This is a genomic window from Nocardia yunnanensis, assembly GCF_003626895.1.
GTDB classification, from domain to species: domain Bacteria; phylum Actinomycetota; class Actinomycetes; order Mycobacteriales; family Mycobacteriaceae; genus Nocardia; species Nocardia yunnanensis.
Map to the genome: position 1 here is coordinate 250151 of NZ_CP032568.1, position 14390 is coordinate 264540.

General features: G+C 69.0%; 18 protein-coding genes and 1 pseudogene. 10 read left to right on the top strand and 9 right to left on the bottom strand.

Going from position 1 to position 14390, the window contains the following annotated elements:
• Positions 1–10: 10 nt before the first annotated feature.
• The 6 genes from D7D52_RS01060 (at position 11) to D7D52_RS01085 (ending at position 5033) form a co-directional block, all read left to right on the top strand.
• A complete protein-coding gene (locus D7D52_RS01060) occupies positions 11–1156 on the top strand; it encodes an ABC transporter ATP-binding protein (protein WP_120734649.1) in 1146 nt (381 codons plus the stop codon).
• Positions 1153–1794 (top strand): ABC transporter permease, encoded by a 642-nt coding sequence (locus tag D7D52_RS01065; RefSeq protein ID WP_120734650.1) that lies wholly within the window; start codon positions 1153–1155, stop codon positions 1792–1794. The genes D7D52_RS01060 and D7D52_RS01065 overlap by 4 nt, the downstream gene beginning before the upstream one ends.
• Entirely contained in the window at positions 1791–2519 is a 729-nt protein-coding gene (locus D7D52_RS01070) for an ABC transporter permease (protein WP_120734651.1), read from the top strand. The genes D7D52_RS01065 and D7D52_RS01070 overlap by 4 nt, the downstream gene beginning before the upstream one ends.
• Positions 2520–2564: 45 nt before the next feature.
• Positions 2565–3236, top strand: a complete 672-nt coding sequence (locus tag D7D52_RS01075; protein ID WP_120734652.1) for a response regulator transcription factor — start codon at positions 2565–2567, stop codon at positions 3234–3236.
• Positions 3233–4609 carry a sensor histidine kinase gene (locus D7D52_RS01080; protein ID WP_120734653.1) on the top strand — a complete coding sequence of 459 codons (1377 nt, stop codon included), beginning with the start codon at positions 3233–3235 and terminating at the stop codon, positions 4607–4609. The genes D7D52_RS01075 and D7D52_RS01080 overlap by 4 nt, the downstream gene beginning before the upstream one ends.
• Before the next feature lie 91 nt (positions 4610–4700).
• Positions 4701–5033 (top strand): hemophore-related protein, encoded by a 333-nt coding sequence (locus tag D7D52_RS01085; RefSeq protein ID WP_162958111.1) that lies wholly within the window; start codon positions 4701–4703, stop codon positions 5031–5033.
• A 58-nt stretch (positions 5034–5091) separates the two neighbouring features.
• Here the strand turns inward: D7D52_RS01085 and D7D52_RS01090 are convergent, their stop codons facing one another.
• The 4 genes and pseudogenes from D7D52_RS01090 to D7D52_RS40260 form a co-directional block, all read right to left on the bottom strand.
• Positions 5092–5295, bottom strand: coding sequence for a DUF397 domain-containing protein (locus D7D52_RS01090; protein ID WP_120734655.1), 204 nt, complete (start codon positions 5293–5295; stop codon positions 5092–5094).
• Positions 5292–5507 (bottom strand): DUF397 domain-containing protein, encoded by a 216-nt coding sequence (locus tag D7D52_RS38600; RefSeq protein WP_222932853.1) that lies wholly within the window; start codon positions 5505–5507, stop codon positions 5292–5294. Before D7D52_RS38600 ends, D7D52_RS01090 begins: the two co-directional genes overlap by 4 nt.
• A complete protein-coding gene (locus tag D7D52_RS38605) occupies positions 5504–6034 on the bottom strand; it encodes a DUF5753 domain-containing protein (RefSeq protein WP_281279215.1) in 531 nt (176 codons plus the stop codon). Before D7D52_RS38605 ends, D7D52_RS38600 begins: the two co-directional genes overlap by 4 nt.
• 139 nt (positions 6035–6173) lie before the next feature.
• Positions 6174–6386 (bottom strand): annotated as a pseudogene (locus tag D7D52_RS40260) (helix-turn-helix domain-containing protein); the annotation flags it as partial.
• A 169-nt stretch (positions 6387–6555) separates the two neighbouring features.
• Here D7D52_RS40260 and D7D52_RS01100 point away from each other — a divergent pair.
• The gene (locus tag D7D52_RS01100) at positions 6556–7026 is read left to right on the top strand and encodes a hypothetical protein (RefSeq protein WP_162958112.1); all 471 of its coding nucleotides are present in this window, start codon (positions 6556–6558) and stop codon (positions 7024–7026) included.
• Positions 7027–7040: 14 nt separating this feature from the next.
• Positions 7041–7235 (top strand): hypothetical protein, encoded by a 195-nt coding sequence (locus D7D52_RS01105; RefSeq protein WP_120734658.1) that lies wholly within the window; start codon positions 7041–7043, stop codon positions 7233–7235.
• Here the strand turns inward: D7D52_RS01105 and D7D52_RS39780 are convergent.
• From D7D52_RS39780 to D7D52_RS01120, 3 genes are read right to left on the bottom strand one after another with little or no spacing between them, the layout of a single operon-like run.
• Positions 7216–8175, bottom strand: coding sequence for a trypsin-like serine peptidase (locus tag D7D52_RS39780; RefSeq protein WP_281279216.1), 960 nt, complete (start codon positions 8173–8175; stop codon positions 7216–7218). The two genes, D7D52_RS01105 and D7D52_RS39780, sit on opposite strands and share 20 nt — an antisense overlap.
• A 56-nt stretch (positions 8176–8231) precedes the next feature.
• Positions 8232–8882 (bottom strand): response regulator, encoded by a 651-nt coding sequence (locus D7D52_RS01115; protein WP_120734659.1) that lies wholly within the window; start codon positions 8880–8882, stop codon positions 8232–8234.
• On the bottom strand, positions 8879–10039 hold the full coding sequence (locus D7D52_RS01120; protein ID WP_120734660.1) for a sensor histidine kinase: 1161 nt from the start codon (positions 10037–10039) through the stop codon (positions 8879–8881). The genes D7D52_RS01115 and D7D52_RS01120 overlap by 4 nt, the downstream gene beginning before the upstream one ends.
• Positions 10040–10141: 102 nt before the next feature.
• Between D7D52_RS01120 and D7D52_RS38920 the strand changes: the two genes are divergently transcribed.
• Both D7D52_RS38920 and D7D52_RS01125 read left to right on the top strand, forming a co-directional pair.
• Positions 10142–10318: a hypothetical protein gene (locus tag D7D52_RS38920; protein ID WP_246023576.1), complete on the top strand. Its 177-nt coding sequence runs from the start codon at positions 10142–10144 to the stop codon at positions 10316–10318.
• Entirely contained in the window at positions 10279–11013 is a 735-nt protein-coding gene (locus D7D52_RS01125; RefSeq protein ID WP_246023577.1) for a sterol desaturase family protein, read from the top strand. Before D7D52_RS38920 ends, D7D52_RS01125 begins: the two co-directional genes overlap by 40 nt.
• 62 nt (positions 11014–11075) lie before the next feature.
• Here the strand turns inward: D7D52_RS01125 and D7D52_RS01130 are convergent, their stop codons facing one another.
• Complete coding sequence (locus D7D52_RS01130) at positions 11076–12269, bottom strand: NAD(P)-dependent malic enzyme (RefSeq protein ID WP_120743682.1); 1194 nt, start codon at positions 12267–12269, stop codon at positions 11076–11078.
• A gap of 517 nt (positions 12270–12786) precedes the next feature.
• On the bottom strand, positions 12787–14340 hold the full coding sequence (locus tag D7D52_RS01135; RefSeq protein ID WP_120734661.1) for an FAD-dependent oxidoreductase: 1554 nt from the start codon (positions 14338–14340) through the stop codon (positions 12787–12789).
• Positions 14341–14390: the final 50 nt, after the last annotated feature.

The window sequence follows — 14390 nt, forward strand, 5'->3', positions numbered from 1 at the left end:
AGGAAACACGGTGTCCGACATCGAATTCCACGGCGTCAGCAAGACCTACCCGGACGGCACCACCGCCGTCCACGAGCTCGACCTGCGCGTCGAATCCGGGTCGTTCACCGTGTTCGTCGGTCCGTCCGGCTGCGGCAAGACGACCTCCATGCGCATGATCAACCGCATGATCAACCCGACCGCGGGCTCGATCACCGTGGGCGGGCAGGACATTTCGCGCACGGACCGGGTCAAGCTGCGGCTCGGCATCGGGTACGTGATCCAGAACGCGGGCCTGCTGCCGCATCGCACGGTGGTCGACAATGTGGCCACCGTGCCGGTGCTGCGCGGGCAGTCCCGCAGCGCCGCCCGCAAGGCGGCGCTGGAGGTGATGGACCGGGTCGGGCTGGATCGCGCGCTGGCGCAACGTTATCCGTCGCAGCTGTCGGGCGGTCAGCAGCAGCGCGTGGGCGTGGCCCGCGCGCTGGCGGCGGATCCGCCGATCCTGCTCATGGACGAGCCGTTCAGCGCCGTCGACCCGGTGGTGCGCACCGAACTGCAGGCCGAGATGCTGCGGCTGCAGGCCGAACTGCGCAAGACCATCGTGTTCGTCACCCACGATATCGACGAGGCGATCAAGCTCGGCGATCACATCGCGGTCTTCGGGCCCGGCGGCTACCTCCAGCAATACGATGTGCCGCAGACCGTGCTGGCCCAGCCCGCCACGGATTTCGTGGCCGGGTTCGTCGGCCGCGACCGCGGCTACCGGGAACTGTCGTTCCGGCCCGCGGACGCCGTTCCGCTGCACGAACTTTCGACGGTGACCGCCGAGGAGGTCACCGCCGTCCGCTTGGACAAGGGCGAATGGCGCCTGGTGGTGAAGCCCGACGGCAAACCGATGGGCTGGATCGACACCACCGGCGTGGAGGGCGTGCGCGCCGGCCACCCGCTCGCCGACAGCGTGGCCGCCGGCGGTTCACTGTTCCCGCCCGGCGGGGATCTGCGCCAAGCCCTCGACGCCGTCATCTCCTCCCCCTCGGAAATCGGTGTGGCCGTGGACGATTCGGGTGCCACCCGGGGCGCGATCCACGCCCGCGACGTGCTCGAGCAGCTGCACGCCCAGCGCACCGCCGAGGACGCCGAACGCAACCGGGTCTTCTTCGAGGAGTCCCGGTGAGATATCTGGTCGACAATTTCGACGAGATCGCCGGATACGCGCGCACCCACGTGTATCTGGCGCTGCTGCCGCTGCTGCTGGGGTTGGCGATCGCCATTCCCGCCGGGGCGCTGGCGCATCGGGCGCGGTGGCTGCGGCGGGTCACCACCACGGTGGCCAGTATCGCCTACACGATTCCGTCGCTGGCGTTGTTCGTGATTCTGCCGCCGCTGCTGGGCATCGGCGTCATCGATCCGCTGAATGTCGTGATCGCCCTGACCATCTACTCGGTGGCGCTGCTGGTGACGGCCGTGCCCACCGCCCTGGATTCGGTGCCCGCCGACACCCTCGACGCCGCCGACGCCATCGGCTTCACCCCGCTGCGGCGGGTGCTGACCGTCGACTTCCCGCTCGCGCTACCGGTTTTCGTCGCCAACCTGCGGGTGGTGGCGGTCACCAATATCTCGATGGTGACCGTCGGCGCGCTGATCGGGGTCGGCGGGCTGGGCAAACTGTTCACGCAGGGCTATCAGCGCGACTATCCCGACGAGATCGTGGCGGGCATCATCGTGGTGCTGGTGCTGGCGTTGATCGTGGACCGCGTGCTGTACCTGCTGGGCAGATTGGCCACCCCGTGGCTGAAAGGTCGTGCGGCATGAGCCTTTTCCTCGACGCCTGGCACTTCCTCACCGACGGCGCGAACTGGTCGGGGCCCACCGGCATCGGGCGGCGGCTGGTCGAGCATCTCTACTACAGCCTGCTGGCGGTGGGGTTCTCGGCGGTGATCGCGGTGCCGATCGGCCTGCTGATCGGGCACACGCGACGCGGCTCGGCGCTGGTGGTCGGGTTCGCCAACTCGATGCGCGCGCTGCCCACCCTGGGCGTGCTCACCTTCGTGGTGCTGCTGCTGGGCCTGGGGCTGACGCCGCCGCTGCTGGCGCTGCTCACCGTCGGCATTCCGCCGCTGCTGGCCGGGGCCTACGCGGGGATCGCGAGCGTGGATCCGACCGTGGTGGACGCCTCGCGAGCCATGGGCATGAGCGAGCCGCGAGTGCTGTTCCAGGTCGAGTTGCCGAATTCGCTGCCGGTGCTGCTGAGCGGGCTGCGCGCGGCGACCTTGCAGGTGGTGGCGACCGCGACCATCGCCGCCTACGTGAATCTGGGCGGGCTGGGCCGCTACATCTTCGACGGCATCAGCCTCTACCGCTACGACAAGGTGCTGGTCGGCGCGATCCTGGTGGCGGCGCTGGCGCTGGTGCTGGACGGGCTGCTGGCGTTCGTGGTGTGGCTGAGCGTGCCGGGCACGGGCCGGTTGCGCCGGCTGCCCGGCCGGGCAGACGAGGCCGCCAAGCCGCCGGTCGAACTGCCGGCCGAGGGCTTCTGACACGACTCGCAGCAGACTCACAGCCACAGGCACGAGAATTGCCGGGTGCAACCGGGACGCATCCTTGTCATCGAAGACGCCGAGGCCATTCGGGCCGCGGTGGCCGCCGCGCTGGCCGGGGCCGGGCACGAGGTGCTCGCGCGCGGTGACGGCCGGCTGCTCGAACAGGACCTGGCCCAGTTCCGGCCCGACGCCCTGGTGCTGGACGTGATGCTGCCCGGCCGCGACGGCTTCGCGCTGCTGGAGTCGGTGCGGGCGCGCTCCACGGCCGGGGTGGTCATGCTCACCGCCCGCGACGGCGTGGAGGATCGGGTGCGCGGATTGCGCGCCGGATCCGACGACTACGTGGTGAAACCGTTCGACCTCACCGAACTGGTGGCGCGGGTGGAGGCGCTGTTGCGGCGCATGGGAAAACTCCAGTCCCGCATGGTGATCGGCGATCTCGAGGTCGATGTGGACGCGGGCGGGGCATGGCGCGCCGGACGCGAGCTGACCCTCACCGCGACCGAATTCAAACTGCTCGCGTATCTCGCCGTGCAGCGGGACCGGGTGGTCACCAAGACCCAGATCCTCACGGCCGTCTGGGGATACGAGGACTACGACCCGAATCTGGTCGAGGTGCATGTGAGCGCGCTGCGCCGCAAACTCGAGGAGCACGGGGATCGGGTGGTGCAGACGGTGCGCGGGCTGGGCTACACCTTGCGGGTGCCACGATGAAGACGGTCTCACTGCGCAGACGCGTGACCCTCACTGCCGCACTGGTTTCCGGAGTGGTGCTGGTGCTGGTCGCGGTGACCATGCACGGGCTGTTCGGGGTCGTGATGACCCGCAGTGAGAACACCGTGCTGACCGATCGGGCGCAGCTGGCCAGACAGCTGTCGCAGCAAGGGGTTTCGCCGGAAGACCTGGTGTCGCGGGTGGATACGCATTCGGTGCGGGTGCGGTTGGTGCTGGCGGACGGACGCACCTTCGGCAGCCTCGATCACCGGGTCGCGGAGGACGCCAGCACCAAGACCCGATTCATCCGGCTGACCGGGCCGGGCACGCTCAACGACGCGCGACTCACCCTGCAGATCGACAATCCGCTGCTGGCCCGGGTGCAGTCCCGGCTGGGGTTGCTGCTGATCGTGGCGACCACCGGTGCGCTGGCGGTGATCGTGATCGGCCTGTGGTTCCTGGTGCGCCGGGCGCTCGCGCCGTTGGACACCATGACCGGCCTCGCCCGCGATATCGCGCGCGGGCATCTCGGCCGCCGCCTCAACCCATCCCGCACCGATACCGAATTAGGACGTACCGCAGCGGCTTTCGACGAAATGCTGGACACCCTGGAGGGCGCACTGCGCGATACCGCCGCCGCCGAGGCCCGCGCTCGCGCCTCCGAGCAGCGGATCCGGGTGTTCGTCGGCGATGCCGCGCACGAACTGCGCACCCCCATCACCGGGGTGCGTTCGCTCGCCGAGGCGGTGTTCCAGCAGCCCGCCGACACCGATCCAGAGGATCGGCAGCGCATGCTGCTGCTGTTGGTTCGCGAGACGCAACGGGCGGGCCGCCTGGTCGACGATCTGCTCGATCTGGCCCGCATCGACGCCGGACTCCAGCTGCGCCGCGAACCCGTGGATCTGCGTGCGCTGGCCGCCACGCAGCTCGATCGCATGCGAATGCTGCACCCGGACACCGATTTTCTGCTCACCGGCGACGAGGTGACCGTCAGCGCGGATCCGGAGCGCCTCACCCAGATCCTCACCAACCTGCTCACCAACGCCTGCCAGGCCATGAAGGAGCACGGCAGTATCACCGTCGACGTGCGGACGGTCTCCGACGCGGTCGAGGTCACCGTCTCCGACACCGGCCCCGGCATCCCGGCCGCCGACCGCGACCGCGTCTTCGACCGCCTGGTGCGCCTCGACTCCGCCCGCGATCACCGTCCCGACGGCTCCGGGCTCGGCCTGGCCATCGCGCGCGGTCTGGCCCGTGCCCACGACGGCGACCTCACCTGCGTCGCTCCGCCGCCCGGCCACACCGGCGCGGTCTTCGTACTGCGCCTGCCCGCCGACCCCGGCACGGGTGAGACGCCGCCCACTGCCGGCTGAAGATCATCTGAAGATGGGGGCTCGATTCAGCTCACCTTCAGCCCGCCCGGGCAGATTCGGTGGGGACCGAACCCACGAACCTGGAGTGAGCATGAAACGCATCCTGGCCGCCACCCTCACCGGCACCGCCGCCGTCGCCGCGATCGCCTTCTCCGGCACCGGCATGGCCGCCGCCGACACCCCCCAGTGCGGCCCCGCCGCCGCGGCCGCCGCCCGCGCCGACGCCGCCCCCAAGGTCGCCGCCTACCTGGCCGCCCACCCCGACGTCGCCGCCGAGATCGCCAAGATCCACGGCCTGCCCAAGGATCAGCGCCGCGCCGAGCGCAAGGCGTGGCGGCAGGCCAACCCCCAGGAGGCGCAGGATCTGAAGGCCGCCCGCCAGGCGGTCATCGACTACCACAAGGCGTGCGGCCGCCAGAAGTAACCGATCACGCGAGACGGGGCCCAGTCGAAACGACCGGGCCCCGTCCGCATTTCAGTTCCTACCGATCGAACTTCCCCGCCGCGACAGCGCCGACGAACGCATCCCACTGCCCACCGGAGAAAACATGCGCGGGCCCACCGGGATTCTTGGAGTCACGCACCCCGACTCGGCCGCCGGCCAGGAACGCGGCCTCGACGCACTCTTTGCCGCCGCCGCTCTTGCTGCTCTTGAACCAAAGCGCTTGGCGTAGTTCGCTGTTCACAAAGCTCCTTGTCCATCGAACTTTCCCGCCGCGACAGCGCAGACGAACGCGTCCCACTGACGCCCTGTGAAGACGTGCGCAGGCCCCGCGGGGTTCTTGGAATCACGCACGCCTACTCGGCCGCCGGCCAGGAACGCGGCCTCCACACATTCCTTCGTTCCGCCGCTTCTGTTGCTCTTGAACCACCGTGCATCCTGAAGCTCGACGTTCACGCGTTGTACTCCCTTGCTATCTCGCGCACCAGATCTCTGCTGCTCGATTCGTCCAGCGCCGCCCGCTGGAGGACCCTGTACGCCTCGGTGTAGCGATCGACGACATCGCGCTTCTCCGAGTACATGTCGCTCGTGTAGCCCTCGCTGTAGATCGTGGTCGGCGCTGCGGGCTGACCACGTCCGTCCTGTCCGAAATCGATGATCACGAACGGTCCGGTCTGATATCCGGTCGGCATGCCGGCGAAGAACGGAAGGATACGGAGCGTCACGTTGGGCAAAGTGCTTGCGTCGGCGAGACGTTTGAGTTGGTCTGCCATTATTTTCGGACCACCGATCTGGCGGCGCAACACAGTTTCGCCGAGCACCATGTTCAGCTGAGGCTTCTTGAGGTTGTGCGTCAGGATGCGCTGCCTCCTCGCCTTCAACTCCAATCTGCCAGCGAGAGTCGCCTCTCCGTCCTCTGGCTCCGCTGCATAGGCGAGCACTCGCGCATAGGAATGCGTTTTGGAGCAGACCCGGAACGAGATCCGGTTGGTAGGTGGTCAGCACTGTGGCGGCCGACTCCATATCCACATAGATGCGGAAATCCCCAGGGAGAACACTACTGAACTCATGCAACCACGATTTCCCGGCGGCCGTTGCCGCCAAGCCTCGCAGGTGCTCTGCCTGGCGCTCATCGATCTGATAGAGCTGGATCAATAGGTCCAAGTCTGGTCGGCGGATGCGTGCGACCTCGCCGGCCTCGTGCCGCTGGAGCTTGCTCTTGCTCCAGTCCATCTGTCTGCCAGCCTGTTCCAGCGTAAACCCGGCTTCCTCGCGGGCGTTCTTCAGGTATCGGCCGAGCTGGCGGCGGGTGAGAGTGCCATCGGTTTCGGACATCGGATTTCCCGTTCTGGGGTCATGATGTTTCCCGTTCCGGGGCGGCTCTCATTCCCGGAACGGGAAAATCATCTCACCGATGGCGGGAAGAAATCTGGGGAAATGGCCAGAAAATCTGGACTCGGGATTTTCACTTCCCAAGTCCGCAGGGCGCCGATGCACTTGACGCATGACACCCCAGCAGGGCATGCGACCGATCACCGGTGAGAGTCCGCTCGAACGGCAGCTGTGGCTGTACCGAGAGCTCTACTCCCTGCCGTGCCATCTTTCGGATGCCCGAATCATCCTGTCCACCAGCGATGTCAGCGCCCTCACCGCCCCCAGCGGCCTCGCGTCCCTCGTCGACGACGAACTGTTCTGGAGCAAACGAGTCACCCCGATTTTGGATGCGGGAAGCGACGACCTGATCATTCTCGCCGCCCCGACTCCCATCGATCTGGCCCGCTACGCCAGCGAACTCGGTCGCCGCGCCCAGTGCGAATTCCTGCCCCCGGCAACGCAAATCATCCTCCCCACCTATCCCCGCCCCTTCCCCCGCTGGTTCAGGTATCCGCACTGCGAAACCCTCCAGCCCCTCTCGGCCGTCCTGCGCGCCATCCGCATCGTCCTCCGCGACGTCCCCCGCACCTACCCCACCTGAGCCAGGAGCACCCCATGATCGCCGAATTGCTGGTGACCGCAGCGATTCTCGTACTCACCCTGTACGCCCTCACCCATCCCTGGGAGAAAACTCCCCGTACCCCCGACCGCTACTCCGTCGCGGCCATCCAGGCCCGCTTGGCAAGCGAAACCCGCGTGGCCGCACGTGCTCACGCCGATCGCGTCGAGGTCAGCAGCGGTTGGCGGTGAAGCCGATGGGGAGTACGTCTCCTGGGCCGGCCGCTTCGGCTCGGGCCAGCAAGGCTTCGACGTCGGGGCCGAAGGGGGTGCTGTATTCCACGTCGGGTTCGCAGCCGCCTTGTTCGGGGCCGCCGATGACGCCGACGATCCGGCCGTTCTGCACCCACGGTCCGCCGCTGGTGCCGTCGCCGAAACCGCTGCAGTGCATGGCGGAACCGTCGGCGGTGAGTTCGAGGGGCGCGGTGCAGGTGAGTGGCTCGCCGCCACTGCCGAGGGGGTAGCCGCTGACGGTGACCGGGTCCCCGGCGCGCGGCTCGCCGACCGGCAAGCCCGGCACCACGTCGCCGATGTGCTTCCCGTCGCGTGGCGAAATTCGCAAGAACGCGACATCATGCCGCGGATCGAAAGACCGCTGCCAGGCCGGATCGACGTACATGCTCGTCACCGCCCACACCCCCGCAGGCAACTGATCATCGTGCAGCAGCGGCGCGAACTCGATGAGCGCACCGGTCCCCAGCACACAATGCGCCGCCGTCACAATCACATCCCGCGAAGCCGACGCCACCACCCCCGCCGAGCAGAAGTGCGGCCCCCCGACCCGTGGCACCACCCCACCCGCACTGGGATAGAAGACCGCCCCCACACCCGCAACAGTCTCGACCGGGTGGGCGGCTGGCGCTTCCGCCCAAGCCGACTGCGGCACAGCAAATCCGAGGAGGGCCCCGCACACGAGACCAGCAATCCGACGCACCCCACGGACGGTAACGAACCGCCCTCCGCCCTGCCAGCGGGCACACCGAACGAATACGTCTCCGCCGCAATCGAGGTGGATCCCGGTCAGTCCCGCAGTGGCCAGACCTCGACCACCCCGTGCGCAACCGCGCAGGGCGTCTTCGACACCATCTCGACGGCTTCTTCCAACGTCGCGGCCTCGATGACCGCGAATCATCGGTGTGCGCGCGGAGTCGGGTCCACGCTCCGGGGCCGAACTCGAGGACCGCACCGTCAACGAGGACGGGTGAGGACGTGTTGGTGGGCGTAGACGACGGCGTGGATGCGGTCTCGGACGCCTAGTTTGGCGAGGATGCGGGAGACGTGGGTTTTGATGGTTTCCTCGCCGACGCCGAGGGCGGTGGCGATTTCGTGGTTGGAGCGGGCGTCGGCGACCAGGAGGAGGACTTCGCGTTCGCGGGCGGTGAGGGCCGCGAGTTCGGGGGGTTCGGCGGGCGGGGCGATGCCGGTGATGAGGCTGGCGGCGAGGCGGCGGGTCATGGAGGGGTCGATGACGGCGTCGCCTCGGTAGGCGACGCGGATGGCGGCCACGAGTTCTTCGGGGGGAAGGCTTTTCAGCAGGAAGCCGCTGGCGCCGGCGGAGAGGGCGCGGTGCAGGTTGGCTTCGCTGTCGTAGGTGGTGAGGACCAGCACGCGCGTACCGCCCGCCGCCACAATGGCTTCCGTGGCGGCGAGGCCGTCGAGTTTGGGCATGCGGACATCCAGGATCGCCACATCGGGGTGGGTGCGGGCGGCGGCCTCGATGGCGGAGCGGCCGTCGCCGACCTCGGCGACGCATTCCAGATCGGGATGCGCGTCGACGACCGCGCGCAGGCCGGAGCGGAACACGGTGTGATCGTCGGCGATCAGGATCGTGATGCTCATGCGGCTCCGATCGGCACGAAAGCTTGTATTTCCCAACGGTTTCCATCCGACACGACACCGTAGGACACCGTGCCGTCGAAGAGTTCGACGCGGCGGCGGATGCCGTCGAGACCGCGGTGCACCTCCCCGCTGTCCACGACCGCCCCCAGCGGATTGGTCTCGCGGATCTCGACCCGCCCGGCCCGATAGGCGATCTCCAGCTCCGCCGGATCACCGCCGTGCCGCAGCGCATTGGTCAGCAGCTCCTGAACCACCCGATAGAGCATGACGTCCAGCGACTCCGGCAGCACCGGCGGCTCACCCGAAACCGTCACGCGCACAACCAGTCCGGCATCGCGCACCCGTTGCACCAGATCCTCGATGTCGGCGAGACCCGGCTGCCGCTGCCCCTCGTCATCCCGCCCGTGCAGCAGATCCAGCTGCCGCCGCAGATCCACCATCGCGGCCCGGCTGCTGGTCTCCACCGCCGTCACCGACCGCGACGCCGCCTCGGTATCGGTGCGCGACAACGCCATTCGCGCCACCCCGGCATGAATCCCGATGGCGCTCACATGATGGGAGATGACGTCGTGCAGATCCCGCGCGATCGCCTCCCGCTCGTCGGCCAGCGCCCGATCCAGGGCGGCCCGCTGCTCCTGCTGCCGCAACCGCTCGCGCTGCTCCAATTCCGCGATATAGGCCCCACGCGCCGCCGTGTACCGTCCCACCAGCCACGGCACCACCCCCGCGCCCACGGTCAAGGCCAGCAGCCGGACCGGCGTGGTCGTGACCGCGCCCGGCACCATCACGTTCACCGCCAGCGACCCGCCCGCCAGCAGCGCCACGGTCCCCAGCGACACCAGCCCGCTCAGCCACGCCCCCGCCTGATACCCGGCCACCAGATATCCCACGTCGAGAACCCTTGTGGTGATCCCGTATTGGTGCGCGAACCACGCCACCGACACCTTCACCACCACCTGCGCCACCACCACCGCCGCCGCCGTCGACGCGGGCGCGGCCAAGGCCAGATCCGCCGCCACCGTCGCCACGGTGAGGACGGCGGCGAGCGCGGGAGCCACCCCGAAGGCCCCGCACAGCAGCATCTGCGCCCCGTCCAGCACCGCCGCCACGGCGGCCACCAGCAGCGACTGCCGGGCCAGCGACCTGGTCACATCCATGGCCGCACGCTACCCCGGGGATCCCTCATCCCCCGTGTGGGGGACGCGGAATCCCCCGTCGGCGCGACGATTCGAACGCCCGCCGGAATTAGGTTCGATCTCATGTCCGACCTGTTCATCTACGCCCTGCCGGCGTTCGCGCTGCTGATGGTGATCGAGTGGATCGACCACCGCCGCGACCCGGACCGCCCCGCCAACGGCCTCGACCGGCCGACACCACCTCCAACATCGCCACCTTCGTGCTCGGTCGCGTCGCCAAACCGATTCTGGCGCAGGTGATCCCGTTCTCCGGCGTGGTGCTGGCGGCGCACTTCACCCCGCTGCACCTGTCTCCGAAGCACTGGTGGGTGTGGGTGGCGGGCCTGATCGTCACCGATTTCTGCTACTACTGGGCGCATCGGGCCGATCACCGCATCCGGCTGCTGTGGACCTCGCACAGCGTCCACCACTCCAGCCGGTTCTTCAATTTCTCCACCGCCATCCGGCTGCCCTGGGCGCATCCGGCCGCCACTATCCTGCGCGGCCTGTGCTGGGTGCCCGCGGCGCTGCTGGGCTTCCCGGCGTGGATGATCTTCGTGCTGCAGTCGATCGGCCTGCTCTACCAGTTCCCCATCCACACCCAGCGGGTCACGACGCTGTGGCGGCCGCTCGAGTTCCTGTTCAACACCCCGGCGCACCACCGCGTGCACCACGGTTCCAACCAGCCGTACCTGGACACGAATTACGGTGGCGTGCTGATCATCTGGGACCGGTTGTTCGGCAGCTTCGCCGCGGAGACCGAGCCGATCCGCTACGGCTTGACCAAGGACATCGAGACCGACAACCCGATCAAGGTCAATTACACGGAGCTGGTCGATCTCGTCCGTGATGTGCGCGGCGCGAAAACCTGGCGCGGCCGCGTCGGCTACGTCTTCGGCCCGCCCGGCTGGCGCGAGGACACGATCACCCCGGAGCTCGAGCGGGCCACCGTCTAGCCCGAAAACGCAAGGAGCGCTTCGTCCTCCGACGAAGCGCCCCGCACGTGCTCGGCGAGCGATCAGGCGACGCCCTCGGCACGGGCAGCATTGCCCACGGCCTCGGCGACGGCCGGCGCCACGCGCGGATCCAACGGGCTCGGGATGATCTTGTCCACGGACAGCTCGTCGGCCACCACATTGAAGATCGCCTCGGCCGCGGCCACCTTCATGCCCTCGGTGATGCGTCGCGCACCGGCATCCAGCGCGCCCTTGAACACGCCCGGGAAGGCCAGCACATTGTTGATCTGGTTCGGGAAGTCGCTGCGTCCGGTGGCCACGATGGCCGCGTACTTGCGCGCCACATCGGGGTGGATCTCCGGATCCGGGTTGGACATGGCGAACACGATGGACTCCGGCGCCATGGCGGCGATGAGCTCCTCGGCGATGGTGCCCGCCGACAGCCCCAGGAACACGTCCGCGCCCGCCAGCGCCTCGGCCGCGCCGCCGGTCACGTCGCGCGGGTTGGTGCGCTGCGCCAGCTCGGCCTTCACCGAGTTGAGGTCGCCGCGATCCCGGCTCACGATGCCCTTGGAATCGAGCACGATGATGTCGGAAACGCCTGCGGCCAGCAGGATGTCGGTGCACGCGACACCGGCCGCGCCGGCGCCGGACACCACGACCTTCAGACCGGACATGGCCCGGCCCTGCACCGCGGCCGCGCCCTTGAGGGCGGCCAGCACCACGATGGCGGTGCCGTGCTGGTCGTCGTGCATGACCGGGCAGTCCAGCGCCTCGACGACCCGCTTCTCGATCTCGAAGCAGCGCGGCGCGGAGATGTCCTCCAGGTTGACCGCGCCGAAGCTCGGGCGCAGCAGGATCAGCGTCTCGACGATCTTGTCGACATCCTTGGTGTCCAGCACGAGCGGGATCGAGTCCAGCCCGGCGAACTTCTTGAACAGCGCCGCCTTGCCCTCCATCACCGGCAGCGAGGCGCGCGGGCCGATATCGCCCAGACCGAGCACCGCGGTGCCGTCGGAGACGACCACGACCAAGCGCTCGGCCCAGGTGTAGGTCTTGGCCAGCGACTCGTCCTGGTGGATGCCGCGGCAGACCTGCGCCACACCCGGGGTGTAGGCGATGGACAGATCGCGCTGCGTCTCCAGCGGTGCGGTGAGTTCGACCGAGAGCTTGCCGCCGAGGTGCCCGGCGAAAATTTCTTCCGTGGTGATGTCGGCCAGCGCCGCGTTGGACGCGGGGGCCCCATCGGCATTCACGGGAGCCACGGTGGCATTCACTGCTTCAGTCACGGGTGACACGATTTCACTCCTGATCGGTTCGGACTCAACCGTTTGACGGTTACCGTTCGGTAATAGCGGAATTTATGGTTTCGGTGCTCGTATATCTTTTGCCGCCGTCGCGTTCAGCGACGTCGACACCACTTCCGCGCACAAAGTATTTACGGCGAAGCGAGAAGTGTGTCGCGGCAGCGCAGATCGTCGAGCGAGAACCGGAGGGGTGTGTCCGATACAGCCGGGGTGACCTCGTGTGAACCCACGAGTCTGGGTCCGTGATCACCGAGTGTCCCGGGCCGGGCGGTGGCGACGGCCAGGATCGGATCATTCTGCCAGTCGCTGCGACAGCCTGCCAAATCGACCCCGGGGGCCGTCGCGTCGTTTCACCATTGTTGCAGCGTAAGTCACCCGAATCACGTGCGGATGAACAGAAACTCGCTGGTCGAACCCCAGTCCGGGAGAACTGTCACGCCGTGGTCGCGGCCGCGGCGGTGAGGTGTCAAGCGGGGCGGGCGGGGGCGACGGTGAGGTCGGGCCGCACCCAGACGTTTTCGAATCCGCCCGACAGCAAACGTACCCGCCAGTCACTTCCGGCGCCCGGGTGGTCGGTGCGCCGATGCATGCCGCGGGTCTCGGTGCGGGCCAGCGCGGAGTACTTGGTCCAGCGGGCCACGGCCAGCAGCGCGGCGGCCTGCCGGGCCTGCACGCGGGCGGGACCCTTTCCGCCGAGCGCCAATTCGACCCCGGGCCACAGTCCGTCGAGTTCGGAAATGCTGTCGCGCAGACTGCCGTCGCTGCGCCAATAGCTGCGCCGCAGCGGCAGCGTGTGCTCCTGCACCAGCCCGATCACCGCCCGGGGATCCAGCCGGGCCTTGTCCCCCAGACCCACGCCCGGCACCGGGCGGGCCTTGCCCAGCTTGTGGCGCGCCGCGGCGAAACCGGCCGCACCCGCGCCCGCCCACACCCCCGAGGAGATGGCCCACGCCCCGTTCTGCCCGCCGAACCCGCTCACCGCGCCCGCCACCGGCTCCCGCGTGGTGACGTCGCCCGCGCCGTAAAGGCCGGGAACCGTGGTGGCGCAATCGGGTCCGGCCAGCCGCAGCCCGCCGGTGCCGCGCACCGTGCCCTGCAGCACCGCGCACAGCGGCACCCGCCCGGCGGGATTCGATTGCCGGCTCAGTTCGGCGCGCATGGCCTCGGGCAGTTCGTCGAGCGCCGCGTACACCCGGCGGCCGTCGGCGATGGCGGCGAAAGCCTGTGCGCGCGAACCGCATCCCTGCCCCCACAGCACCGCCCGCGACTCGTCGTAGAGGGTGGCGAAATGCATGACCTGATCGGAGGCGAACACCGCCGCCACCGCCCGGCCGCCCAGTGGCGGCGAATCCGCCACCGGCGCCAGCGAATACGCGTTGGAGAACTCCATGCCCGACAGTTCGGCCCCGGCCTCGGCGCCCATCAGCAGGCCGTCGCCGGTGTCCACGTCGGTGCCCGCGCCGCCGGAGAGGAACGCGCAGCCGCCGGTGGCCAGCACCACCGCGCGCGCCCGGACCGTCCAGCCGCGGCATTCGCCCCGCAGCGTCACCCCCGCCGCCCCCGAGACGACACCCTCACCGTCGGTGATCAGCTGCAACGCCGGGTGGTGATCGAGGATCCGCACCCCGGCGACCACCATGCTGCGACGCAGCCGCCCCAGATACTTCGCACCGTCGAGGTAGACCCGGGCCGGGCGCTCGGCGTGCTCGCCCCGGAACCGGAAACCGCCGCGCACCAATTGGCCGACCCGCCGGTGGGTTTCCGCCAGCACCCGGAACATCAGCTCCGGATCGCCCAGCCCGCCGCCGTGCGCGAGCGTCTGCCGGACCGCCTCCTCGCGGGCCGCGCCGGGCGGCAGATTCCACAGCGTGACCCCGCCGTGCGCGGTCGGACCGCTGGTCCCGCAGCGGGCCTTGTCGGCGACCACCACCCGCGCGCCCGCGGCGGCCGCGGCGAGGGCGGCCCAGGCTCCGCCCGGGCCACCGCCCAGCACCAGCACATCGGCGTCGAATTCGGTCATATCGACAAATATTCGGCGACAGTTCACGCACCCGCAACCGTTATGCGTAT

Coding starts and splice junctions, on each gene's coding strand:
- D7D52_RS01120 (WP_120734660.1), bottom strand. CDS start 10,039: ATGGATGTGACCAGGTCGCTGGCCCGGCAGTCGCTGCTGGTGGCCGCC.
- D7D52_RS01115 (WP_120734659.1), bottom strand. CDS start 8,882: ATGAGCATCACGATCCTGATCGCCGACGATCACACCGTGTTCCGCTCC.
- D7D52_RS01080 (WP_120734653.1), top strand. CDS start 3,233: ATGAAGACGGTCTCACTGCGCAGACGCGTGACCCTCACTGCCGCACTG.
- D7D52_RS01135 (WP_120734661.1), bottom strand. CDS start 14,340: ATGACCGAATTCGACGCCGATGTGCTGGTGCTGGGCGGTGGCCCGGGC.
- D7D52_RS01085 (WP_162958111.1), top strand. CDS start 4,701: ATGAAACGCATCCTGGCCGCCACCCTCACCGGCACCGCCGCCGTCGCC.
- D7D52_RS38920 (WP_246023576.1), top strand. CDS start 10,142: ATGTCCGACCTGTTCATCTACGCCCTGCCGGCGTTCGCGCTGCTGATG.
- D7D52_RS01100 (WP_162958112.1), top strand. CDS start 6,556: ATGACACCCCAGCAGGGCATGCGACCGATCACCGGTGAGAGTCCGCTC.
- D7D52_RS39780 (WP_281279216.1), bottom strand. CDS start 8,175: ATGATTCGCGGTCATCGAGGCCGCGACGTTGGAAGAAGCCGTCGAGAT.
- D7D52_RS01070 (WP_120734651.1), top strand. CDS start 1,791: ATGAGCCTTTTCCTCGACGCCTGGCACTTCCTCACCGACGGCGCGAAC.
- D7D52_RS01105 (WP_120734658.1), top strand. CDS start 7,041: ATGATCGCCGAATTGCTGGTGACCGCAGCGATTCTCGTACTCACCCTG.